Genomic DNA, 24122 nt, shown 5'->3' with positions numbered 1-24122 from the left:
ATTCACATCCAGTAATTCCTTGGTTATTTTTTGTTCAATTTAGCTGCCCATTCCTTAAAACATTCAGGTGGCAATTCCAATTTGGAAAGGTCTTCTTTCATCAGTTTTTCATACGAAGAAAAACCGTGGTCATACAAATCCCACTGACACTCAATATCCCCGGGCAATAGAAAAAGCTAATTCATCCTGGTCATCTAAATCTTCTTCTTCCCAAGCCATTGTTAAATTATCGCACCACATGCAAAAATCAACTTGAGAAAATTGGTTTTCTTTCTTGCAGACTTCATCTAAAAGAGTCTTAAGATTTTCATATGAATACGGAAGATTGATGCTAGTTTTATTCCAATTCCACTCCACAAGGTAATCCTCCTCTTTTAGTACGGTTTCATCAGCAGTGCAACTTTAGATTTTCATTTTTTACCAATAATACCATATTAAAATTATACTCAATGAAAATTTATCAGAAAATAACCGTTCGTAAAAAGACACTTTTACAGACAAAAAGGAGAGAAAAGGTGCTCTTGCCACATCTTCTCTCTCTTCATATTCAAGCAGCTGCTCATAAAGCGGCCATATGTAAACTGTCTTTTATTGGTCTAGTTCACCATAAATTACTGAAAAAACACAAAATGCTAAAGTCGAACACCCCAGTAATGGTTATCTTGTAAACCATTTTGTAATCTATATTCTAGATCACTTTAATTTTCTCCCTGATAATCGCTGACTATTGAGGAAGGTGAAAATACAACTTTTAAACTTCCATTAAGCTCATCCTTTAACTTTTCAGTGAGATCCATTCCCAATTTATTGTGTTCTTTCTCAAGCATCTGTCCATTAGGAAGCAATCTGTCTATCTCCCAATCAATCCAGTTCCCATAAGCTACAGCCCACTTATTTAATTCAACTTGCAAGTTAGTTGAGACTGGCAAATCTTCTACTTCAAGATTGCATCCACAATGAATGCACCAAAGAGGATCTGTTCCCACATCCCCTTCCAATTTCACTTCATGTGTTTCCTGTTTTTCGCACAAACATCTCATAAGTTTATCATTCGTTCCTTTCATGTCTTCAGCTACATAATAGGTGTTAAGCAAAAGAGAAGGTAATTCAATAGAAAGTCGTTAATAAATTATACCTTTCGTTTATAAGTTCGAGTACATTATGTGCTCCATACCATAACGCTCATTGATGAAAATCCGAGTACCTGATAATAAATTTCTTAACTAAAACTTCTTCTAATTCGGTTAAAAAACAATCTACTGCTTTCATCAAATCAGCAGAGGTTAGGGTATCATCCTGTTTAAATTCCTGCCAAATCGAAAAGAGAAGCCACTCTTCTTCGCTTTTTTTAATAAAAGCTAAGATTGGGCCTTCTCGTTCATCGTGTTCCATCGTGAAAAAGTAAAAGTTGTTTACGGCTCATTGATCTTTCATTCTCCAACTTTTCAAATCTACTCCCAGTTCAAGGATCGCTAAGGACGGCTCCAGGAAAAAATTGACTGATTAATGCTAATTTGTAATTCTCCCTGTACATCGATCAATAAATTCCCGTTTTTATGTTGAAGTAACTTTTTATCCAATTTTAACGCCGGATCCAATTTAAAATCGATTGACAGATTTGCCATGTCTTCAGTCCCTTAGCAGAATTCTATTTGAACTTTTTCTAAATATAACTTCACTGCCCTGCCCTGCACTTTAGTTACATTCCCTTCCAACTGGAACCATTTTCTAATGAAGCTTCGTCTCTGTATTTCAAAAAAATAATACGATTTGGATCCCTTGTTTGCTTTTCATTGATAGTGCTTGTTAATTCAATGATTCTTCGTCTTAATCCACTAAAGAATGCATATACATATCCACTTTAATTGTAGTTCCTGTTAAGTAACAAAATTCTATTACTTCTTCATTAAACTAGATCCAAGGCTGTTCGTCACCATATATGCTAGGGACAATCATCAGGACAAAAATCACGTCATATTGTTTCTTTATCTGATTGAGAAGTGGAATTTTGTTTTTTAACCTTTTAATAGTATCCCTGCACTGGGCTTCTACATCTAATCTATCAATATCGGATTTTTCCGCATCCCATGAAGAGAAACGATACTTAGGTCCACTCACTCTGCTGTCCCCATAGGCCCAACTACTAAAAGGCTGAATGTCCAGCAAATCAGTTATCTCTATTGGATTGAACATTCCTTTTTTATTAGCTTGGAACCCGCGGTCGCCCAGTTCCCCATTACTGGCAATTCCAAAATACGTATAGCTATTCGTTTTTTCCATAGTATCCCCCTAAGCCATTTTAAATAGTTTTCCTACGCACAATAGTAATGGTCTGTTTTCAAATACTCTTTCAATCATATTACCAGTAATCAGAAAATATCTTATGAAAATTATTAATCAAATCGATTTAAAAAGCGTTCGTAAAAGTCCACTTATACAAACAAAAGAGGAAGAATAGTGCTTTTCCGGCACTCTCTTTCTCTTTTGTGTTTGCTATAAGAATTACTTCTGCTTCTGATGATCCCTCATATGTAAAATAATGATGAATTTAGCGTAAACTTTTAGGTTAAGAATATTAAAGAGTTATCCCCTCTTCCTACGTCTTTAAATAGATTTGATTTGTTCGCTAAATTAAGATTTTGCGAACAAACGTTGAAAAGAAGCGCTACTACTTTGTAATACACTCCCTTCAATCTTGTACTGATGAAACTGAAACAGATGCGTGCAGTGAAATCTAGGAGATTTTCCGATTAGTCCAGCATCTAGATAGAACTAATTGCCACAATTGCATGTTGCTGACCGCCATATCTAAAATGGACAGTTGTCCGTTTCATTATCGGTATCCAATCGTTCACCGATAAGAAAAGTCCATTCCACTGCGTATGCCTTAGTTCATTTTCATCTTTACGGAACAACTAGGCATTAACGAAAAGTTTCTCAGGGGGCAATTTCGAAAATTCTTCCGCTGTCCGGAATAAAGAGAAAGGAGATATGCTCGTTGCTGGATGGCACGGTTCCCGCAAAAGCATAGCCCCATCTGGGCGCGAAGGGATGCCAGGCATCGTCCCGACCGAGGGGCAAGTTGTCTTGGTCCATCAGATGTAGATCCTGGCCGTAGGTAGCAAAAATCTGTTCCCGGGCTTGCTGATAGGTAAATTCCGGAAGCGAAAAGAAAATCGAGGCTCCCACCATTAGCACAAAAAAGAAATAGGCTCCATATCGCTTTTCCGGTATAAGGTGTTTGTGGACGATTACATGCAGACTTAAAAGGATGATCGGGGTGTTCAAGAGCATCACGTGGTGATAAATTTGTGCATCCACGACAAAAATAAGAAGTAAAACAACGAGGGATAAGATAAGGCCGACCCCATATTTTTTCACCAATTTTCTCCCTCCTTCTGTTGGTACGACCTAAATTTCCCTACAAACAAGTTACTTAAGGATTTTTACTAAAGTAAACAGAGTGCCGCCAAGGAAAAGGCGAGTCCAGTAAAATCAAGGATGTGAATGTATCTTTTTTTCAGAAATCTTTATTTCTTCGTTATTTCTGGGAAAGTCAATGGAACCAGGGTTTTGAATGTAACTTATTTAGACATATGTTACATTCAGTTTTCCATAAAAAAGTCCAAAAGCTCTTATTGTCGGTATGCGTATTGACGATAAGAGCTTTTGAGTACGTACTGCCTCAAGACGATTGTTTTTGACTTTTTTTCTGAAGCAAATTAATTAAGTAAACTACTAATAAAATAATTGCAGTAATCACTAAAGAATAACCAGCTGTTTTGAAAAAGTATTCGGAATCCGTTAATAATGCTGGTGAAACCATTCCATTTACATCAGTTGTCATTATTGTGTGATCGCCTAGCAAATAAGTGAGAATAAATACAATTAAAAATGAGAATCCAGCGACTTTCCAAAACTTGTTGTTAATTGAACTCCCCCTAAATAATAAATCCATATATACCAAATTGTACCACGACTTTGAATGTAACTTAATTGCTATTAAGTTACATTCAGTTCTAACAAAAAATATTTAGCTAGATTTTTCTTTATTTGTTTTTCCGATTTGATATCCTACTACAATTCCAATGACTATGCCTATTAGTCCTCCTGCATTCCAATCATCTGTAAAGAAACTAATTACGAACCATGCTACTAGTGCCCCTAAGATTGCTAAAAGTAAACCTTTCATTTTGTCCTCCATTCGAATCTTTGGTCTGTTTTTAAACTTTAACATGTAATTTAATTAAATATTCTAAGTTTTATAGATATTTTAAGGAATGAAGTATTTTGCTAATTTGAATGTAACTTAATCACAATAAGTTACATTCACTATAGATAGAACAGCTACAGTTGAATAAGTTTTCGTGTAATACTGAACTTGTCTAATTTCTTTTTAAGATAGGTTGTATAAATAATCTTCCAACAAATATAATCGGAATGATGCTAATAAGTGGGACCCATCTTACTTCTCCAAAGAGAATAAGGTGCAAAATAACTGATACTACAAATGTTACTAATACCACTGTAAGTGCATCTTTTAAGTACTTGGTCATTAAGAAACCTCCCCCACTAAGATCATATTACTCCATAAGATATCTACTTTTACTTCTCTTTCTAACCAAGCTCTTAAAAGCTTTACTAAGTCAATATAATGGAATCTGAATGTAACTTAACTGCACTTAAGTTACATTCACATCCCCTAAATTAGCGCCTTCTATTTGTTCCAGATCCTGGCCCATAAACTTCGTGTATCTTTTTTAGGTGTTACCGTTTCAGGTTCGCTTTCTGGCTGCTGTGAGGACGATTCTGGCGCATCTACCTCGGATTCTTCCTGTACTGGTGCAAGTAATTGTTTCTGTTGTGCTTCCATCCGATCAATCTTCTGCTGCATTTTCTCCAGGACTTCTACAAACATGATATCCCGTTCTTTTTGACGCTCCTCTTGTTGCTGTAGCTGGATTTTTAGCTGTTTGACTTCATTGCGTAGCAGTTGCTATGTCGTCGCTATCGCGCTCACGTGGCGCTACAGAGATGCCCCTTTTTATATCATAGATGCTTCTATGACAGCATCTTCAAGCGATTTCTTACCGCTATGCACTGTCGCTATGATGCTTTCAATCGCTATGTACTCGCTATCCGTGTAAAGACGGGCATTTTTATGGGTTCGTTTGAATTGAATGCCCTCCTGTTCGAGCAAAGCCGAATACTTTCGCAATGTAGAGGGTTGAATATTTAATTTGGCACTTATTTCACTCGGCGTCATCATCAAACCATCACCACCTCTTTTGGTTTCATGTTATAAGAGTTCGATCACTCATACATGTTTTAGTTTTTTTCATCGAACAGTTTGCTGAAATTTTAAGGATAGTAAGATTGCTCTTCGATAATTAAGTTGACAGCATCTTTTAACTTTATTAACTCGTAAGAATGTCCGATAAAATCTAATTGGAAATCTGCAGAGTAATTAATAAATTTTAAGTCAAAGTTATGATATGCCCCTAAATCAATAGTCAGTAAAAAGTTTCCGGTATTATCTTCTAAGAGCTCAAATGAGTCATATTTGCTTTTTGTTTTTCCTTTTTCAATTTCTTTGCCAATATCCTTTAACACCTTTTGAGTGATCAGCAGCATGTCTTTATTAAATTCCATAAACATCGTCGTTATTTCTATAAAATTTTTATGAGTAATTTTAAAACGGTATTTTTGATTTTCTTCTTCCAGAACTAATTTCCATTCCTGGTCTTCAAGTAATTGAATCATAGAACTACTCCTTTTGCTTTTAGCAATTTAAAGTCCTAAAAGTGCATAGTTAAATTATGAGCCGAAAAATAGAAAGAAGCTATCTGTTTTAAAAAAACAGCAGCAGCGCTTACCAGTATTGGTAGTTTACATATCACAAGTTATCGGGAGGAAGAAAAATGATAGAAGCCAAATATAAAGACCTCATGGTGAAGTTTCTTACGGGTGAACTATCGGCCGATGAATTTCAAACAGTTTACATGAAAAAATTTATTGAATGGGATGATCGAATGACGGAAGCTCAATTTGAGATTTTGAATGCTGTCTTTGAAGCTGCAGATTGTTACTGGCATGAATGTCTTCCAGTACAAGAAACTCCTTTTGAAATTTCTGAGCAACAACTTCGAAAAGAGATCACGGAAGCGTTGTTTAGATTAAATCAATTGATGGACAATCAATAGAAAAAGAGAAAGAAGCTGCTAATAACCAGCAGCTCCTTTTTTTATAACTTCCGATAATTCATGATATGTAAACTTTGTCCTTCACTATCCTAGCTTTAAGCCTGACAGAATAGCCTTTTGTATGTATCATTTTTTCTAGCAAATTCACTTTCTCTTGTAATGCTTCTAACTTCTTTAGAATAGGGGGGCATGAATGTAACTTAATTTGTAATAAGTTACATTCAACCATCGTTATGTAAACTGCAAATTCTAGATAAAAGTGTGATACTAAGAACGTGAAATATTCTTCCATGTAAAGGAGGCAGCACTAATGGATAAGGTTTTTATCATTCCTGAAACTATTGGGTCGGATGGAGAAATGCTTTTGTGTGAGGATGGTCAAACTGTTGAGAAGTTTCATATGGCTCCTTTTGAATCTATTGCTGATCCTAATTCAACAGGTGAACTACTCGTTGAGTTCATTTGTACAAAATTCCTATTTCCAATCTATTTTACATTTGAACCGTTTAATGGGATGGAAGAGGATTTGGAAGGCCTTTTTCAAGGCAAAAACATTGAATACTCTTTAAGATTTGAGGGGCTGAAAAACAAACGGTTTCCTGTTTTTAAACTCACCATCGAAACCCCTTCTTCACTGGCATTTGTTATACAAGAAACTTTTTGGATAGCAACTTGTAATAACTTCTACGCCTTTTCATTCTCAGATAATATCGTGTATAAATCCGTGTTAGGGAAGGGCTGGTTTGGACGTGAGAAGACTTGGATATGGCCTCACTTTGATATGAATGGTGCATCGACAGTTATCGAGATTTGGCATGATGGGGATGGGTTTAACCTCTATACAACCGAACCCCGTTCCTCGACAATTGAAAAGCTGGCCAGCTATTTTCCAGTTGAAACATCGATTGTAAACAATGAAGATTGAATGTAACTTAATTGCTATTAAGTTACATTCAGTTTGAAAGAATTAAAACTTTCTCCAAGTACTGCTCTGTCTTTTGATTTCCCATTCTTTTTTAAAGTTTCTGTAATTCCATGATTCAAGTATAAGAAACCCCATTAATACACCGGCTGGTGCTGAATAAGTAACAGGACCACCAATAAAAATCACACTAGAAACATATCCAACTATCATTGCAAAAAGAAAAAGTACTATATTCCATTTCTCTTGTTTTAAAAATTCTTTTCTCATTTTCTAACTCCTAAAATTAGTCGTGTTTTGAATGTAACTTCATTCACAATAAGTTATATTCAAAATGGTATATAACCAAGTGCTGCTAAAGCCACAAATATTTTAGTATTCAGTGTCACTATTCTCTAAATCAAGCGAGTAATCTGCCGGTATGTACTGTGTAACTTTTTTAGGTGAGTTGTATTTTTCATTCTTCGTAAATATAGTAAGGCCAACCTCGTATGCATCTATAAAAGTTTCGATTTTATCAAAATCAAGATTTTTAAATTCTGTAGGCCTATCCCAATTTCTTATTGGAACTAGATTCATTTCAGAGATACCTTCTCCAAAGAAAATAAACACTTCTATTCCATTTAAAACCAACTCAACCGAATAGTGGAAACCCATTCTAATGTGTCAGCCGAATCAATTTTAATAATAAAACCGTCCGAAGAAAATTTGTAGGGCGAGATATTTTTTTCCGCAATACTCATTTCTATGTGTTCAAAAATCACCGATTCCAGTACGAAAAAAATTGGAAAGGTGCACATATTTTGAATCAACGTAAAAAGAAAGGTGGTTTCCATGTCTCTAATTCCTACAGCAATTGATTCAAACATATCCTTTGGAAGGACAAAAGCGTTTATTAAACTGGCATCTGAATATTGAACAAAATATTGCTTTTTCAATTGATTCCCTCCACCCTATACTTAAAATTGAATGTACTTACTTACCAATAAGTTACATTCAACTGTTTACATACTCACTTCATAGTTGAATCACTTGAGGAACTTAGTTCATCCAATGCGCTTTGCAAGCTGGACCGGGCAGCATTTGTCGTTTCCCTCCTGAGTGCTGCTTGCAGCGCTTTTTTAATAAGCTTTTTATTCTCTTCATCGATCAAATCCAACACGATGTTGGCAACTGAACAACGCACCTGATAAGAAGGGTCTTTCAATAGATTCAAAAGAGACTGCAGGCGAAATTCAGCACCCAAAAGGCAGAGACCGACATAGAAACCGACTTTCGCGGTACTGCTTGTTTCGTTCTGAAGAAAGGCTTGCAGTACAGGGATTGCCGATGCATCTCCAAGTTCGCCTAGCCCTTCTGCCGCTTCCCTTCGTACAATCTCTTCCTCATCGGTTAAGGCAGCTATCAGATGCTGTTTCCCTCTGCTATCCCGCATCTCGCCCAAGGCTTCTATCGCTGAGATGCGCACCAGTTCATTGTCGTCTTTTAACCGCGCGACCACCGCGTGCAAAACATCGTCCCCCGTATAACCCCACAGTGATTCGAGAGCTTTGAATCGGATTTCTTCATTCGGATTTTCAATCAAGGACAACAAGATGGATTTGATTTTTTCACTAATCGGCAATGTTCCCAAAGCATCGATGGCCATCCAGATAACGTGGGAATCCTCATCTTCTAAAAAGGCGGCAATCTTTCCGATGGCATTCGGCCCAGCCTGTTCGAGTAATCCCTGTATGATCATTATTTTTTGCCCGGATTTCATGATGGAACATTTCCCCCTTCGATACTCCCTTGTAAAATTTTTGAGTAATAGATTCATCATGTTACCTTCTTTTCTGAATATAACTTAACGGCATATCAGTTACATTTATTTCCAGATCTCTAATAAACATAATAGATGGATATGTTTTCATTTAATCCTCTTCCCTTGTAATCGGAACTTCCTTATACGGATAATCAGAAAAATTCGAAACGAAGTCAAAACCTATTCCGTCATGGCCAATCCAAAGATAATACCTTTCTTTTGATGCCGTTTTTGTAAAATCCAAAATAAATCTCGCTAAACCAATGTCGCTTGTATAATCCATTTCTATCGTTTTCTCGGTAGAAAACAAAATACTCTCATTGTTATAAGCGTCCAAATATGCTTTAGAAAAATAATTAAGCAGCTCTTCAATTGTATTTAGTTCTACTAGATGATGATAATTTCTAGGCATAACTTTCAATATTGTTGCTCCTTCTGATATATTGATTTCCTTCGAACCACTAATTCCATGCAGATAAATCGGGTACCTATTTAACTTTTCTAAAAATTCTTTTAAAACTTTGCTATAACTCCTAGTTAAATGCTCTTCATTTGAATCGATAAAAAAATAAAAATTAATCCTCCCGCTCTTCCCACATTTAAAAGTATAGGAAAAACCTTCTCCAATTAAAAAATCATTTAGTGATATTTCCACTTTCTCACCGCCTTATTATTTGCTGATGTTTTATATAGACATTAGTCGGTATAAGAGCAATGTAATCTTAAAGCTTATAAAAATAAGGACCACAGTCTTCTTCGTGGGTCAGAACATAGGTCCAGGTGAAGTGTTTATCGACGATATAGAGATCACGACCCATAGGAGCAATATCTTTCGCTTTTAGTCGACTAGCCTTTGGGATATGTAGTGCATCTTCGCTAGATGGACAAATAAGATAGCATCCAGCCTTTTTCTGCAAATCAAAAGCACCTATCGCCCACTGCTCTTTTAAACACTCGATTTTACTCCAGCTGAAGACATTCCACATACATTGCTTAAACGCCATCTTCCGCTTTTGGGATTTGCTGATCTCCTTAGTAAAAGCTTCTTCCCACCGCTGCTCTAACTCATTCTCCTTGTTTGGCATTACTGTAAAGCTAATGTTCATGTTCTGTAATCGATTTATTTGTCCCTGTAAAAGTTCATCCAACTTACTAATCTCCTTTTTTAAAGAGCATCTATGTTCAGCACTTTTTCTATGCTTCCCCATTTATTTAAAAGCTAAATTTAATAACTGATTCTTTAAATATACGGACCTACTAAGCAGATAGATAGCTAATTTTGTAAAGTAAAGCGTTCGTAAATCTATACTCATATAGACAAAAGGGAAAAGCCGTGCTGATTAGCATGGCATTCCCCTTAGTATGTTGCTATTAGAATAACCGCTACTGCTGATAATTCCTCATATGTTAACTGATTTTGTGGATAAAGATTCCTTTATACAATTTCTGATATTGGGCTAGCATTAGTAAAATGCGGATTTACAACGATAAGGAAATTCCAAATCAAAAAGCCCAACTTCTCTACAAATCAAAATAGAGAAATTGAGCTTTTCAGTTACTTCACTTATTTATTGAATTCATTAACTGGAAGAAGTATTCAGGTTGATGATTCTTATTCAGGTTATACCATGAATTTAATGCATCTGGTGTAAATACATCTATTTTTTTCAGTACTTCCATGGCAAATTCCAGAGGAGCGATTCCTGTTGCCGTAACTAAATTCGCATCGGATACCGCAGATCCCAACTCATAGAACTCTTCTCCTTTATAATTAGGGGATACCATTTTAGTATATTCCAAGTTATTACTTGTATGCGTTCTGGTATCTAAGTATCCCATATTTGCGAGGCCCTCAATTGCCCCACAAATTGCGGCAACAATAACACCAAGCTGTAAAGCTTGGCCAGTTCTTTCCAAGAGAGGTTGATGAATTTCTTCATTCCAAGTAGTCCCTCCTGGCAAAATTAAAAGATCTTTACTCTCAAAAGCACATTCATCAAGGGAAATATCTGGTTTTATGCTCAGTCCTCCCATCGTAGTAATCATTTCGTTATTAGCTCCCACTGTAATTACTTTTAAAGGTGCTACATCTTTTTTGAAATATCTTCCTGAGTTTAGTTCAGCAATTAAATATCCATATTCCCAGTCCGACATTGTATTAAATACATAGAGAAAAACGTTTTTTATTTGCATTCAATAACACTCCAATCTCAATTGATAGTGCTAGTATAAAATAACTTCCCTGACATGTACCGTCAGGGAAGTCATCATACTTCATGAAATTTAATTAATTCCGACAGAACTTCAATAAGTCTTTTCTTAAGACTTATTGGCTCAATAACTTTAAGTGATTTATTGTACGGTAAAAGTAAATAAGGTACATATGTATGTATCACATCTTTTTCCAGAAGAAACACTGCTTGATTTGAAGTCTGTTCTTGTAAATAATGTCCTAAAAACCAATGTTGGCAAATATCAGCCAATACATTTTTATCCCCCTTAATAACCAGAGAAGTTATCCCTTCCTTATCTTCGATAGCTGGAAGAAGATTTTTTATAAAAAAGTCACGAGTTGAAAAATTTTCTGGCCGGTTAAACTTATGTTCGGTTTGGATGAGACTTTCAATTCGATCTGCTCTAAAACTACGGAGATCCTGTCTAAGATGACAAAATCCGATCGTATACCACTTATTATTCCAATAGATGATTCTATACGGATCGATCAATCTATCATTGAATTGCGTTTCGCCATTTTTATGGTAAAGAATTTTTACGGAACACCCGGCAGATACGGCCTGCTCCAACTCCTTCAAAAAAGGTACCGTAGAGAGTGAACTTGATCGACTGATGACTTCAAGACTTGTCAAATGTAGGTTTATCTTTGTTTCCTGTTCTTGGTTTGAGTAGTTACTTAGTTTAGAGATGGCCCTGTTCAGCGCTTCGCCTCCATAATATCCGGCTTCTTCTGCAAAAACAGCCGCGTGAACCAGTGAAGTCTGCTCCTCCAGATCAAAAAAAAGTGGAGCCTCAATAAAATTGTTCATTAAAGTGTATCCACCGTTATGTCCTGGTTCTGAAATGATAGGTACGCCACTTGTGGAAATTGTATCAATATACCGATACACAGTTCTTATATTCATCTCCAACTTTTCTGAAATTTGTTGTGCAGTAATTTTTTCACCTGAACGAAGCATCCATAGAATTGCTAACATATTGTCAATTTTAGGCATATGATTCCCCCTCTATATAAAATTTTTTCGATCTTTTCTCTCTTGAAAAATCATACCATTATTTTCCTGTTATTTGTTTCATGATTCCTTTAACTTTTTTTACCAATAAATGTAGTGCACATAAATAAACCGTTCGTAAAATAACACTTTCATACACAAAAAACGAGAAAACAAGCTTTAATCCACCTATTTTCTCGCTTTCTATTTATGCAGCTTCTGATAATCCCTCATATGTAAATCATCCCTCATTAGAAAATTACTTAGGCAAGTAAAAAAATGGAGTGAATGGTACTTAAAATTTTCATTTGCCAAAGCACCTTTTTCTACTTGTTTCATTTTGCAGCAAAGCCCCTTTCATCCAATGGCTTGCCCCTTCAAAAACGACCTTCGCCTCTAATTCAGTCACTTCAAACTACTTCATTCATGTTAATCCTAAATGTTCGCGGAAAGTACGCCCTTCATATTGCTTTCTGAAGATGTTTCTTTTTTGCATTTCAGGAACAATGAGGTCAACGAAGTCCTTTAAACTCCCGGGTAATGTAGGAGGCATAAGATTAAATCCATCAGCCACACCCGCCTCAAACCAAACCTCCATCTGATCCACAATTTCCTCGGGAGTACCAATCAGCGTGAAATGCCCGCCGCCTGCATTAAGATATCCTAATAGTTCTTTTACTGTAGGTTGAGTATCGTTAATAATTTCTAGTATTGTTTCGTATCGTCCAACTGGACCCATAAATTCTTCTGCTGGAGGTAAGGGAGGTACTTTTTTATCGATTTCCCAATTTGAACAATCTTGTTGAAGAAAGAAACTCAACCGTTTCAAAGCAGTTTCTACAGGTAGTTTCTCATCTAATGCTGATTTTTTGGCAAGAGCTTCTTCATGGGTACGACCTACATACGTGACTAAACCTGGGAATACTTTAATATGCCGATCGCATCCTTTGTTTCGCTTAACCTGCTCCTCCAACTTTTTGCGGAACTTTTTTGCTTGATTTAAGCTCCATGACACGGAATAGACTGCATCTGCATATTTTGCGGCTAAAGTTATGCCTTGTTTAGAAGCCCCTGCTTGCATGGCTACTGGTCTGCCTTGAGGGCTTTTAGGCGTCGTGGATGGGCCCTTTACTTTAAAATAGGCACCGTTGTGGTTAACAGGTCGTATATTTACAGGGTTGATCAACTGTCTTTCTGTCCGATTATATAGAAACTCATTGCTGTCCCATGATAGAAATAACTTATTCATTAAAACAGCAAATTCCTCAGCTTTTTCATATCGTTTGTCATGGGAAGGCAGTTCTTCCATACTATGATTTAATGCTTCCCAATCCGTCATTGAGGTAACAAGATTCCACCCAACACGTCCTTTAGTAATGTGATCTAGGCTTAACAACTGTCTTGAAGCAGTGAAAGGATTTGAAAAGGTGCTGGAGATTGTTGAAACTAATCCCACATAATTTGTCACTTGAGAAATAGCTGTTAAACTGACCACTGGATCTAGCCAAAATGCTGGCATTTCATCCGAATCGTTAGCCGGGAATGAGTGATTGTCGGCAAAGAAAACCGCATCAAAGCAACCAGTTTCGGCTAACTGTGCTAAGGATTGGTAATAAGAAATGTCCCCAATGCGTTCAATCCTTGAATCAGGCATCAACCAAGCAGCTTGATGATGCCCACATCCATACAGCAAAACACCTAAGTGTAGTTGTTTGCCTTGCGTTTCTTTCATTCGTTACACCTCTACGTATGTCATGATTATCTGATTAAAATATTCTTTTTCAAAAAACTATCTATTGTAATGTAGATTATTAGTTCATGGTCAACCCGCCGTCTACTGTTATATTCTGACCTGTAATACCGTCAGCATTTTCTGAAGATAAATAAGCGACCATATTAGCTACATCTTCAGGAGTCGTTACTTTCTTCAATGGCGTTGATTGAGCAATTAAATCGAATACTTCTGGGGTTGTAACAGAACTCGCATCAGTCGTTTTTAACAAGCCCCCTGAAACTACATTTGCTTTTATGCCGTATTGTCCTAGTTCAGAAGCGATATTACGCGTAAAACCAATCAGTCCAGCTTTTGCTGTTGTATATTCATGGTATGGGACGACAGGATTTTGATATAAATTAGTGCCAATACTGATAATACTTCCATTTCGTCGTTCAATAAATTGTGGCATAACGCTTTGAGCTACATTAAATGCGGCCTTTAACGTGCCATCCAGCTGTTTTTGATAATCCTCCCAAGTAAGTTCTGTAAAGGATTTCTGTCTATTCGGATCAAATTTGAAGTCTATCAAAGCATTGTTGACTACGACATCTATTTGGCCAAAATATTCTGTTGCTTTCTTTACCATGGCCTCAACTTCTTGACGATTTGTGACATTGGCACGAATTGCAATAGCATTCTCTCTACCCAGCTCAGAAACAAGTTTTTCAGCGGCTCCTTCGCTCTTAAAGTAGTTGATAACCACTTTAAACCCTTGCTGTGCCAACGTCTTTACAATAGAGGCTCCCAAACCTCTACTACTGCCCGTTACCAATACTGTTCTGTTCATCGTAACTCCTCCTCGTATAGAATTTTTAAGGTTCTTGCGAACCGATTGTCACATCATTGAATTTGACTAATTAACATATCCCTATCTTTCTTTAATGCTCTTATGTTAATTCATCTACATTGTATGGGACTATCAATATAATAAATCCCGAACTTTACTTTTCTCCAATTTATAAACCAGCACGACACCTAGAATAGCTCCGCTGATACTTGAGACAAGGAATGGCGGCATGAAGAAAAATGCCGCAGTTTCAGTCCCCATCAGCAATTTTGCATACGGAACGGCAATAAGAGAGGCGATGATGCCGGTGCCAATCATTTCACCCACAGCCGCAAAGCCGACTTTTCCGGACATCTTGTACAAGAGCCCCGCCAGCAAGGCTCCGATCATTCCACCCGGAAAAGCCAATAATGAACCGGTGCCAGTCATCACACGCACGACACCTGTCACAAAGGCAATCGTAACCGCAGGGATTGGGCCGAAGAACACAGCCGCTATGACGTTAAGCGCATGCTGGATCGGATAGGCACGCGCAATTCCTGCCGGAAAGGACACGACTGCGGAACCTGCGACTGCAAGCGCCACAAACATGGACATAATGACCAGCTGTTTTGTCTTCATTTTAACGCTCTCCTTTATACGAATTTCTGAAATGTGTTAGTTCTATCCCGACATCTTCAGCGGCCGCCAACGCCGAAATTACCGCTATACCTGTAGCTCCTGCTTGCCAGACAGCCCCGGCATTTTGAGGGGTAATCCCACCGATGCCAAAAATCGGCATTGCCGGAAAATGGCTGCTGACTTTTTCGATTTCGGACGTGCCTGCCGGCCGTTTGGCACCCGCTTTCGACCGTGTGCCGAAAATCGGTCCCATGCCAAAGTAATCCGCTCCCGCCTCTAGGGCTATTTGAGCTTCCCCCAGTGAATGCACAGAAACTCCCAGCATTTTTTCTTTGCCGATTAACGCTCTAACCTGTCCGCATTCCAAATCTTCCTGGCCGATATGGACGCCGTCAGCCCCGATTGCTAGCGCAAGTTCCACATCGTCATTAATCAGGAATGGCACCTGATAAGTTACGCATAAGGATTGGCAATCTTTCGCAAACCGCTGCAACTCCTGTCCTTGCAAAGCTCCTGCCCCTTTTTCTCGAAGCTGGAAATGAGTGATGCCTCCCTGCAAAGCCTTTTCCAATATGACCAACGGGTCTTTCTCACCAACATTGCCGGTACCCATGATGAAATAAAACGCCGGTTTATTGAACAAGATAGACCTCCCCTTTCGCTGGAAAGCGCTGGAAAGCTGCATGGTTGGTTGGTCCGTGGCCAGCACCTATATGAAGCTGGTGGCTGAGCGCTGCCTGGATAAACCGTTTCGCCACATGCAAAGCTTCCCGCATCGTTTTGCCTTTCGCCAATTCAGCTGTCAAAGCCGCTGAGAATGTGCAGCCGGTGCCGTGCGTCTGTTCTGTTTCAACCCACGGCGAACGCAAAATGAACGTTTCACCATTCTGATGGAGGTAATAATCCTCTGCAAAAACAAACTTTTTTGCATGGCCCCCTTTGATGACAACCGCTTTGGTTCCTGTAGCCAGAATTTTTTCAGCAGCTTTCTTTCGATCCCCGGCATTGCGGATTTCCATGCCGCTCAGCATTTCAGCTTCAGGAATATTCGGCGTGACAATCGTTGCCAATGGCAATAATGATCCGCGCAATGTTGCCAGCGCATCTTCCTGAAGCAACACAGCTCCGCCTTTTGCTATCATTACCGGATCTACGACGAGGTTTTTCCAGCCGTACTTGCTGATGCCTTTTGCCGTTTCTGCAATGATTTCTGCGTTGAAAAGCATTCCTGTCTTCAAGGCCGCCACTTGGAAGTCCGCTCCAATAGCATCAATTTGTGCTTTCACCGCTTCAACAGACAAGGGATAAACTCCGTGAACACCACAAGTATTCTGGGCAGTGACCGCTGTTATCGCCGAGGTGCCGAACACCCCCAACTCCTGAAAGGTCTTGATATCCGCTTGTATGCCTGCTCCGCCGCCAGAGTCCGATCCCGCTATCGTCAAGACCTGTTTGATCGCCGCCACAACTCTTCCCCTCCTTCTGTTTTGTGAAATTCGACTTCTAGTTCTTGTTGCTTCATAGTGAACAAAACATCCAAAAAGGCTTCCCGGAAACTGCCTGGACCTTTTGAAATTTCAGCTGCCTTTTCGCCGGCTGCTCCGTAAAAACGGAGAGCCTGTATGGTCGCGGCTGCCGGGTTTTCCGGATCCATTGCGACAAAAGCAGCCGTTACGCTGCTGAGCAGACAACCCATTCCTGTCACAGATGCCATCATCGGATCACCGCCTGAAATCTTTTGAATTTGGGAACCGTCTGCCACCACATCGGTTTCACCCGTCACTGCAGCAATCAACCCGTATATTCTTGCCATGCGGTTCGCCAGCTCTTCGACATCGACATTGGCATGTCCTGCATCGACTCCTTTGGAGCTACCATATGACACTCCACTGATCGCCGCAATTTCGGCTGCATTGCAGCGCAGCACCCGGACATCAACCTCCGTTAAAATTTTCTCGACTGCAGCCTTCCGAAAAGCGGTCGCGCCTGCTCCGACCGGATCCAGAATGACCGGGACACCCCTCTTATTTGCTTCTTTTCCGGCGAGGATCATGCTATCGAGCGTCTCCTTATTCAAAGTTCCGATATTTAGGGACAATGCCCCGGAAATGCCAATCAGCTCTTCCACTTCTTCTTTCGCCTCGCCCATAATAGGTGAAGCGCCGATTGCCAGCAGTCCGTTCGCCTGAAAATTGGAAACCACGTGATTGGTGATGCAATGGATGACCGGATTTTCACTGCGTATCCTATTCAACATGCCAGACACCCGCTTCTTTCAAAGCCGGCAATTGCAGTCTCTTCCACATCGCTAATTTGCCAGCCGGCATTCTTTGGGCAACAGGACATTCATCATCCGTATCCCTTAATCTTGCATTCGCTTCTTGCATTTCTATTGTAAATACCATCTTCTCCATCCCCTTTCAGGCAAAATAAAATACCGCTTTCCAGTTAAGGAAAGCGGCAATAATACGCAAAGGAATAGAGAAATCCAGCATACTCTCGCCCACTTCCCTCCGCTGGTATGATCCAGATCAGGTTCAAAGGGTCCGAGCTTTGCTCGTCTCAGCCGGTAACCGGCTCCCCCAGTGGTGCATTGATTCAGTTGTTCCCCTAAAGACTATCACAATGTCTGAAAAATCACAAATATAGATTTGGAATGGTGAAGGGGAAATTGCCGGTGTCATGCTTACTTAAAAACAATACAAGCTCTTCAACAAAGAAAGAGCAGAAATCTACGAACAGATGACTGATATGATGGTTGCAAAACGGCTGTCGGCTGAGAATATCTCTGCTTTCTCAGTCGCGGAATTTCGCGGCGCAGGCGCAACTTAATCTCCACTTTTTAGCAAATCAACGAAAATAATTTGGCATATTGGATAGCCGGTTCCCCCGATAAGAAATAGAGAGAAATTGGCGACATGGCCATCCCGTGGGCTAAAAGCTTTTCTAATTATAAGCAATCATCACGTAAAACAGAAGAGGAATTGCAAACAAAAAGGATAGCCCGAATATAGGGGGGAAATAAACTCCCCCACACCTCTTCCTTCTTTTAAAAAGGCCAATGGTATGCCCTTTTCCGTATGCACTCAGGTGTCTATTAATTTTCAACCAGGTGTCTATAAAAATTTTTTTTTTACGTTTTTTGAAGCATGCCCTATTATTTCAGTTTTCCTTAAAAACCCCTTATCCTTTTCAAGGTATATACGGGGTAGCATCAGGAAAATGCAGATTTATAGCGCTAAGCCCATTTCCCTGATGGTAGCCCTGTACAAACTGTTCGTAAAAGTAGACATATACTGAAAAAGAAAAAAAAGCATTGCTAATCAGCTCTGCTTATCCTCTTTGGATTTTGCTATGAGAATAACTACTACTTCTGATAAGCAATCATATGTTAACTACATTTCGTGTTTTGGAAAAAACCTCTTGTTACTTATTCTTGAACTGAACCCCAAATGGGGGGCACTTTTTAAAGTGTCCCCCATTTGGGGTTCAGTTTAGACATTGACATAAGGTTGGGTGCTTTTAAAGAATAATAAATTATTCAGCGTCGTCGCCTTCAACTTAGTCACCTTAACCTGCTGCAGAAATCTTATAAATCACACCGCCATCAGTGATTGCAATAAGCGCACCATCCTCAGTTACAAGAATATCACGGAAACGTTCGCCTTCTTCAGTTAATAGACGTTCTTCTCCAACGATGATGTCATCTTCAATAACGACACGTGCAATATAGCTCGACACTAGACCACCGATGAACAAGTTGTTCTCCCATTCAGGAATTGCGTTGTTATCATAGAATGCCATACCACTTGGCGCACTTGTTGGATCCCAATAATATCTTGGTTCAATAAAGCCTTGCGCTTCGTGTTCTGCAATACCATCATTGACTAATTCACCAGTATACTCGATGCCATAAGAAACAATTGGCCATCCATAGTTATTTGCTGGTTCAATAATATTCAGTTCATCGCCAGCTTGTGGACCGAATTCAACAATCCATAAGTCTCCTGTTTCAGGGTGGAAGTCCACACCTTGAATATTACGGTGACCGTAGCTGTAAATACCATCTAGTGCGTCTTCATCTTCAACAAATGGATTCGTATCTACTGCTTCTCCATCTTGTGTAATGTGAATGACTTTACCCAAGTAAGCATCCAAGTCTTGTGCACGTTCGCGAATTGGATCATCTGAACGCTCACCAGTTGTTAAGAACAGGTTGCCCTCCTCATCAAAGACAATACGTCCACCATAGTGTAAGTCACCATCATATGCTGGTAGTGCTTGGAAGATTACTTCAAAATCTTCTAATGAAGCTTCATCTTCTGATAAAACTCCTTTACCAACAGCAGTTACAGTACCACCTTCAGCATCTTGAGAAAACGTCAAAAATACCAATCTTGATTCGTCAAAATCAGGTGCAATGGTTACATCAAGTAAGCCACCTTGACCTGAGTTATTTACGTCTGGTGTACCTTCGATTGGATCTGAAACAGCGCCATCTTCAAGGTTTACAATTAGAAGTTCTGCTTCATCTCTTTGCGTAACTAGTAAGCGGTTGGGTTCAAACTCTGCCATCCCCCAAGACACGCCAAGACCCTCAACAACAACTTCCACATCAAGTTCTGTTTCAGTCACTACTGCAGGTGCTCTTGTTTGTTCTGGAAATGCTGGTTCAAACTCAGTAACTTTTGGTTCAGTCTCTGCAGATTCTCCATCTGCACTTTCCTCAACGCCCTCGTCAGTACCTTCTGCTGTTTCAGGGCTCTCGTCAGCACTTTCTTCTGTTGCAGCATCCGAGTCATCAGTTGATTCTTCGTCTGAAGTTTCATCATTGCCACATGCTGCCAAAGCCAATACAAAGATCAGCATTGTAAAGAGCATTAATCTTGACCACGAAACTTGTGTCATCGTTTTTCCTCCCCTTTCTAAAATATTAAACTGGATATATATTAAATTTCAGTCTCCTGAAATCCAGTATCGAAAATTGTTAAGAATTTCATATCATACCTAAAAATATGAAACTCCTTTGAAATAATGCTATCACAATTATATTAAAATAAACAATATTTTGACTATTTTCATGATAAATGGGAATTATACTATTATTGATTGGGATAACGACATTGAGAATTATGAGCCGCGTCCAGATATGGCCGTATTGTATACCTTCTTAGAAGAGCTGAATAACTCAGAACCTCTCCCCCGTGAACAAAACTCCGACCCGATCGGAAACTCCCGGAATAATGAGGAATACACAGAGCTGACTCTTCACTTGGATGACGGTCCAAGGATCCGCCTAACTCTACTCAAGGATGGATATATCTATTACGGGTTTATGGGTGTGTATTTTAAAATGAATCAAGATGTGTTTGCCACAATGTGGAGCCTATTTCAGTAACATCACTATGGAATACACGAATGCGTTTCCACACTAAGCGGTCGTAAATGTACTTTTTAGGAAACAATTACAAAGGGAGAGAAGATGTGCCTTATCGGCTTCTTCTCTCCCTTCTATTTTTGTAGCTTCCGATAAATTTTGATATGAAAACTTCTATTCATTTAAGTTCGTAAGATTACTATCAGCTATTAGAATGAAATTTCTTCACTCAAGTAAACGTCTGCAAACCAGCGCAATACACCATTATGATGATTTATTATTTGCTGGGCAGTAAGTTCGTCTGTATCCCATGTGCTATGTGTATCTGAAGCTAAAGTAACTTTATAGTCCATACTAAATGCTCTTCTGCATGTTGTATCAACACAAGCTTCTGTCTGGATACCTGCAACTACTAGATGTTCAATTCCTTGTTTTTTCAATTCCTCATTTAATGAAGTATTAAAAAATGAATCAGGAGTAGTTTTTTGAACAATTATGTCTTGAGTTTCTGGAGCAATTTCAGGATGTAACTCCCATCCCTTTGCGCCAAACTCTAATGGTTTTCCAACGGGGGCATTATGCTGTATATAAAAAATTGGTGTCCCTGTAGAACGGGCTTGTCCAATTAGACATTTTAAATTTTTCAGCAGCTTTTCCCCTTCAAAAACCACATTGCCTTCTTGAAACATTCCGTTTTGAACATCTATAATCATTAATGCTGTCTTCATTAATTCTCCCCCTCAAAATTTAACCAGGCTTTTGCATATAAACTTTTCTAAATCTTAAACCTTTTTTCTTTTACAAATCACCCGAATAATGAGAGAAAATTTTAATTTCCCTTCCATTTTTCTTGGTATTGATCATAAGCTGCCGTCCAGTGATACGGTTGCATTTCGGATAGTGTTTTAAAAGTTAGATCTTTCCCCGGTACACTTACCGCTGCTTTTACTGCTGGACCCCAATAAAAGAGTCTTTCTTGGCATATCCCGCAGGGAGATAGAACTTTAAATTCTGAGTTTTCATCATCCCGAACTACGCATATCGAATGTGTGACTCTTTTATTCAACTTATGTGCTTCCAATAAAGCTCCTGTTTCCATACACAAGTTGGTTGAATCATTTATTATTTCAGGAGCTACACTAGTGAGAAAAGTATCATCGTTTAGCCTCACAGCTGCAGCACCTCCCCACCCTGCTGGATATCTTTCTTTAATTAAATCAATCACTATTTCATACAATTTTTGTTCCATACCCAAGTGAATTCCTCCCTCAATAACAAAACTTTAACTGATTAACTTAAGCCACCTCTTCGGTAGCGACTATAATTATATTAACATTAATTTCCATCAATTCAGAAAAAAATATCTTTTTTCTTTAAGATAAAACCGTTCGTAAAAGTACATTTTTCTGGACAAAAAAGAAGAAACTTTTTGCAAGTTCCTCCTCGTCCTTCGAGCTCTCATAATTTATTAGACTTAACTATGATTTAATTTGGAATGGATAATGCTCAATAATTTTTTCATTTCCTCTGAATTCCGAGGGTGCATCTCAAGATAAAGGGTGCATACTTTTGAGAGGTAGTAATAAGAAACCTTGTAGCTAACAATTCTGGCGGAGCACCTATCTTATCAGCTACAAACATGCTATTTCCCCCTTTCTCCCTTGATATATCAGTAACTTCTCATAATCCCTCATATGTAAACTGAGTTTCCCGTAACGTAACCTAGAATGATCTTATTTTCCACATTTGATTCCATATTTAGATACCTATACCAGTCAGTGAAACAATATAAAAAAATACTGAGCCAGATTTTTTATATCATCTTTCTATTCGGAAGATTATTTTATAATAAGTTAAGGCTAAATCAGTAATTTGCACGTCTAATAAAAGAATGGGAAAAAGGAGGTGGCTATTGCTTGCTGAATTTAGTGAAGAAAGCGCAAAAAGGTGATACTGGAGCGTTTTACGCTTTATTTCAACAATATGAACAGGATATTTTCCGAATGGCTTTTGTCTATGTTAAAAATCAAAATGATGCACTTGATGTGGTACAAGAAACAGCTTATCGTTCATTCAAATCCATAAAAACGTTAAAAGAACCTAGTTTGTTTAAGACCTGGCTGCTTAGGATAGCGGTCAATTGCTCCCTGGATTTACTTCGAAAACGTAAAGCTGTGATTCGATTGCTGCCGGTAGTCGAAGAAAACATATCGGGTGATGTAAACGAAGAAGATATTTCTTTAGAAATAACGGTCCGTGACTTGATCGAACAATTGAATGAAGACGAAAAGGGTGTTGTTCTCTTGAGATTCTATGAAGACTTATCTTTCAAAGAGATAGCTGAAACAATGGACATTCCACTGGGTACCGCTAAAACAATTTTATACCGGGCACTGGACAAGCTGCGGAAGAATTGGAAAGGAGCCGATATATATGGGTAATAATATTAAACAAGAAGTGAATAAAATCGAAATACCTGCGGAACTGAGTAACAGAAGTAAAATAGGCGTTTTGCAAGCAAAGAAAGAAATGCATAAGGGCAGAAAAAGATTTAATGGAAAAATCCTTGGGGTTACAGCAGTTTTATTCTTATCCTTTGGCGCATTCGCCTTCTTTAATAGTATTGCCACAGACAATTTAATAGGCAATTCCGAAGCACTCATTGTAAACGAAGACGGAAGTGTGGAAATCCCAGCGCTTCAATTGCCTGAAGACACTTCTAATGCCGAAATGATCGGTTTAATTGTCTACAACGGAAAAACTTTCACCCAAACAAGAACAGAGATCAATGCAGAAGATGCCAAAGCTCTTCTGGGCGAGAAACTCGGAACGACGAAAGGAACCATCGATGAATGGAGCCAGCAGGAAGTCTACGATGAAGAGTTTGCTTCGACAATCGGAGTAACAGATGTTTATTCTGTAAAAGGCTACGATAAAGACTTCAGGATCATGGCTTATTCGGAACAAGATGGCGGGCAATACGCGGAGTTCTATGAAAACCTGGATGGAATTACGGTAAGCAGCGGTGAGGATGTGTTTGGCAAATTAAATATGGCGGGCAATGTATCTTTTGCACAGTGGCGAACATTCAGTGATTGGGATAATGAGATTGATAATTTCACACCTATTCCAGATACGGCCTCAGTGAATGTCTTCCTGGAAGAACTGAATAAGGCAAAACCTCGTCCCCGCGAACAAAACTCTGACCCAATCGGCGATTCCCGAAACAACGAGGAATTCAAGGAGCTGATCATTTACTTGGATGACGGTTCTAGGGTCAGCCTTACTCTTCTCAAAGATGGGTATATCTATTACGGGTTTATGGGGGTGTTTTTTGAAATGAACAAAGATGCATTTTCCACAATGTGGAACCAACTTCAGTAACAACACTAAGGAATAAACGA

At 38.8% G+C, this 24122-nt stretch carries 29 protein-coding genes, 1 pseudogene and 1 riboswitch; of the genes and pseudogenes, 4 read left to right on the top strand and 26 right to left on the bottom strand.

What is annotated here, in order from left to right; translation table 11 throughout:
• Positions 1–150 precede the first annotated feature (150 nt).
• The 9 genes and pseudogenes from AC4EHB_RS02205 to AC4EHB_RS02165 all read right to left on the bottom strand — a co-directional run bounded on the left by AC4EHB_RS02205 (position 151) and on the right by AC4EHB_RS02165 (position 5763).
• Entirely contained in the window at positions 151–357 is a 207-nt protein-coding gene (locus tag AC4EHB_RS02205) for a hypothetical protein (protein WP_490973951.1), read from the bottom strand.
• A gap of 341 nt (positions 358–698) precedes the next feature.
• Positions 699–1064, bottom strand: a complete 366-nt coding sequence (locus AC4EHB_RS02200; protein ID WP_490980539.1) for an immunity protein CdiI family protein — start codon at positions 1062–1064, stop codon at positions 699–701.
• Between the two features lie 118 nt (positions 1065–1182).
• Positions 1183–1404 (bottom strand): annotated as a pseudogene (locus tag AC4EHB_RS02195) (DUF7878 domain-containing protein); the annotation flags it as partial.
• 507 nt (positions 1405–1911) lie between these two features.
• A complete protein-coding gene (locus AC4EHB_RS02190; protein WP_490973949.1) occupies positions 1912–2280 on the bottom strand; it encodes a DUF4279 domain-containing protein in 369 nt (122 codons plus the stop codon).
• A gap of 657 nt (positions 2281–2937) precedes the next feature.
• On the bottom strand, positions 2938–3384 hold the full coding sequence (locus tag AC4EHB_RS02185) for a hypothetical protein (RefSeq protein WP_490973948.1): 447 nt from the start codon (positions 3382–3384) through the stop codon (positions 2938–2940).
• Between the two features lie 649 nt (positions 3385–4033).
• On the bottom strand, positions 4034–4192 hold the full coding sequence (locus AC4EHB_RS02180) for a tRNA U-34 5-methylaminomethyl-2-thiouridine biosynthesis protein (protein ID WP_490973946.1): 159 nt from the start codon (positions 4190–4192) through the stop codon (positions 4034–4036).
• Positions 4193–4717: 525 nt separating this feature from the next.
• Positions 4718–4918 (bottom strand): hypothetical protein, encoded by a 201-nt coding sequence (locus tag AC4EHB_RS02175; protein WP_490973945.1) that lies wholly within the window; start codon positions 4916–4918, stop codon positions 4718–4720.
• 126 nt (positions 4919–5044) lie between these two features.
• Positions 5045–5272, bottom strand: coding sequence for a MerR family transcriptional regulator (locus AC4EHB_RS02170; RefSeq protein ID WP_490980538.1), 228 nt, complete (start codon positions 5270–5272; stop codon positions 5045–5047).
• A gap of 89 nt (positions 5273–5361) precedes the next feature.
• Complete coding sequence (locus AC4EHB_RS02165; protein WP_490973943.1) at positions 5362–5763, bottom strand: hypothetical protein; 402 nt, start codon at positions 5761–5763, stop codon at positions 5362–5364.
• A gap of 158 nt (positions 5764–5921) precedes the next feature.
• Here AC4EHB_RS02165 and AC4EHB_RS02160 point away from each other — a divergent pair, with 158 nt between their 5' ends.
• Together AC4EHB_RS02160 and AC4EHB_RS02155 are read left to right on the top strand one after the other, a co-directional pair.
• On the top strand, positions 5922–6203 hold the full coding sequence (locus AC4EHB_RS02160; protein WP_490973942.1) for a colicin immunity domain-containing protein: 282 nt from the start codon (positions 5922–5924) through the stop codon (positions 6201–6203).
• A gap of 310 nt (positions 6204–6513) precedes the next feature.
• On the top strand, positions 6514–7128 hold the full coding sequence (locus tag AC4EHB_RS02155) for a hypothetical protein (RefSeq protein WP_490973941.1): 615 nt from the start codon (positions 6514–6516) through the stop codon (positions 7126–7128).
• A gap of 42 nt (positions 7129–7170) precedes the next feature.
• On the opposite strand, the gene AC4EHB_RS02150 is transcribed toward AC4EHB_RS02155, so the two are convergent.
• From AC4EHB_RS02150 to AC4EHB_RS02070, 17 genes are all read right to left on the bottom strand, one after another.
• Positions 7171–7395 (bottom strand): hypothetical protein, encoded by a 225-nt coding sequence (locus tag AC4EHB_RS02150; protein WP_490980537.1) that lies wholly within the window; start codon positions 7393–7395, stop codon positions 7171–7173.
• Between the two features lie 353 nt (positions 7396–7748).
• The gene (locus tag AC4EHB_RS02145) at positions 7749–8063 is read right to left on the bottom strand and encodes a hypothetical protein (RefSeq protein ID WP_490980536.1); all 315 of its coding nucleotides are present in this window, start codon (positions 8061–8063) and stop codon (positions 7749–7751) included.
• Between the two features lie 74 nt (positions 8064–8137).
• Positions 8138–8887: a HEAT repeat domain-containing protein gene (locus AC4EHB_RS02140; protein WP_490973939.1), complete on the bottom strand. Its 750-nt coding sequence runs from the start codon at positions 8885–8887 to the stop codon at positions 8138–8140.
• A gap of 151 nt (positions 8888–9038) precedes the next feature.
• A complete protein-coding gene (locus tag AC4EHB_RS02135; protein ID WP_490973938.1) occupies positions 9039–9584 on the bottom strand; it encodes a hypothetical protein in 546 nt (181 codons plus the stop codon).
• Between the two features lie 67 nt (positions 9585–9651).
• On the bottom strand, positions 9652–10077 hold the full coding sequence (locus AC4EHB_RS02130; RefSeq protein ID WP_490980535.1) for a DUF4275 family protein: 426 nt from the start codon (positions 10075–10077) through the stop codon (positions 9652–9654).
• A gap of 412 nt (positions 10078–10489) precedes the next feature.
• Entirely contained in the window at positions 10490–11122 is a 633-nt protein-coding gene (locus tag AC4EHB_RS02125) for a type 1 glutamine amidotransferase family protein (protein WP_490973937.1), read from the bottom strand.
• A 74-nt stretch (positions 11123–11196) separates the two neighbouring features.
• Entirely contained in the window at positions 11197–12159 is a 963-nt protein-coding gene (locus AC4EHB_RS02120) for a helix-turn-helix transcriptional regulator (RefSeq protein WP_490980534.1), read from the bottom strand.
• A gap of 421 nt (positions 12160–12580) precedes the next feature.
• Complete coding sequence (locus AC4EHB_RS02115; RefSeq protein ID WP_490973935.1) at positions 12581–13888, bottom strand: LLM class flavin-dependent oxidoreductase; 1308 nt, start codon at positions 13886–13888, stop codon at positions 12581–12583.
• 79 nt (positions 13889–13967) lie between these two features.
• Entirely contained in the window at positions 13968–14720 is a 753-nt protein-coding gene (locus tag AC4EHB_RS02110) for a 3-oxoacyl-ACP reductase (protein ID WP_490973934.1), read from the bottom strand.
• 132 nt (positions 14721–14852) lie between these two features.
• Positions 14853–15341, bottom strand: a complete 489-nt coding sequence (gene thiW, locus AC4EHB_RS02105; RefSeq protein ID WP_490973933.1) for an energy coupling factor transporter S component ThiW — start codon at positions 15339–15341, stop codon at positions 14853–14855.
• A gap of 1 nt (position 15342) precedes the next feature.
• Positions 15343–15984 (bottom strand): thiamine phosphate synthase, encoded by a 642-nt coding sequence (thiE, locus tag AC4EHB_RS02100; protein WP_490973932.1) that lies wholly within the window; start codon positions 15982–15984, stop codon positions 15343–15345.
• Positions 15974–16807, bottom strand: a complete 834-nt coding sequence (gene thiD, locus AC4EHB_RS02095) for a bifunctional hydroxymethylpyrimidine kinase/phosphomethylpyrimidine kinase (protein WP_490973931.1) — start codon at positions 16805–16807, stop codon at positions 15974–15976. Before thiD ends, thiE begins: the two co-directional genes overlap by 11 nt.
• Complete coding sequence (gene thiM / locus AC4EHB_RS02090; RefSeq protein ID WP_490973930.1) at positions 16783–17598, bottom strand: hydroxyethylthiazole kinase; 816 nt, start codon at positions 17596–17598, stop codon at positions 16783–16785. The genes thiD and thiM overlap by 25 nt, the downstream gene beginning before the upstream one ends.
• Positions 17588–17746, bottom strand: a complete 159-nt coding sequence (locus tag AC4EHB_RS02085; protein ID WP_490973929.1) for a hypothetical protein — start codon at positions 17744–17746, stop codon at positions 17588–17590. Before AC4EHB_RS02085 ends, thiM begins: the two co-directional genes overlap by 11 nt.
• Positions 17747–17832: 86 nt before the next feature.
• A riboswitch (TPP riboswitch) is annotated at positions 17833–17935 on the bottom strand.
• Positions 17936–18911: 976 nt separating this feature from the next.
• On the bottom strand, positions 18912–20249 hold the full coding sequence (locus AC4EHB_RS02080) for a PQQ-dependent sugar dehydrogenase (RefSeq protein WP_490973928.1): 1338 nt from the start codon (positions 20247–20249) through the stop codon (positions 18912–18914).
• Between the two features lie 678 nt (positions 20250–20927).
• On the bottom strand, positions 20928–21446 hold the full coding sequence (locus AC4EHB_RS02075; protein WP_490973927.1) for a cysteine hydrolase family protein: 519 nt from the start codon (positions 21444–21446) through the stop codon (positions 20928–20930).
• Between the two features lie 101 nt (positions 21447–21547).
• Positions 21548–21973 carry a cytidine deaminase gene (locus AC4EHB_RS02070; RefSeq protein WP_490973926.1) on the bottom strand — a complete coding sequence of 142 codons (426 nt, stop codon included), beginning with the start codon at positions 21971–21973 and terminating at the stop codon, positions 21548–21550.
• Positions 21974–22634: 661 nt separating this feature from the next.
• Here AC4EHB_RS02070 and AC4EHB_RS02065 point away from each other — a divergent pair.
• Both AC4EHB_RS02065 and AC4EHB_RS02060 read left to right on the top strand, forming a co-directional pair.
• Positions 22635–23159, top strand: coding sequence for an RNA polymerase sigma factor (locus AC4EHB_RS02065; protein WP_490973925.1), 525 nt, complete (start codon positions 22635–22637; stop codon positions 23157–23159).
• The gene (locus AC4EHB_RS02060) at positions 23152–24102 is read left to right on the top strand and encodes a hypothetical protein (protein ID WP_490973924.1); all 951 of its coding nucleotides are present in this window, start codon (positions 23152–23154) and stop codon (positions 24100–24102) included. Before AC4EHB_RS02065 ends, AC4EHB_RS02060 begins: the two co-directional genes overlap by 8 nt.
• Positions 24103–24122 lie beyond the last annotated feature (20 nt).

It is taken from the genome of Planococcus sp. TJ-302 (assembly GCF_058268455.1).
This window is presented reverse-complemented; position numbering and strand designations above follow the sequence as displayed.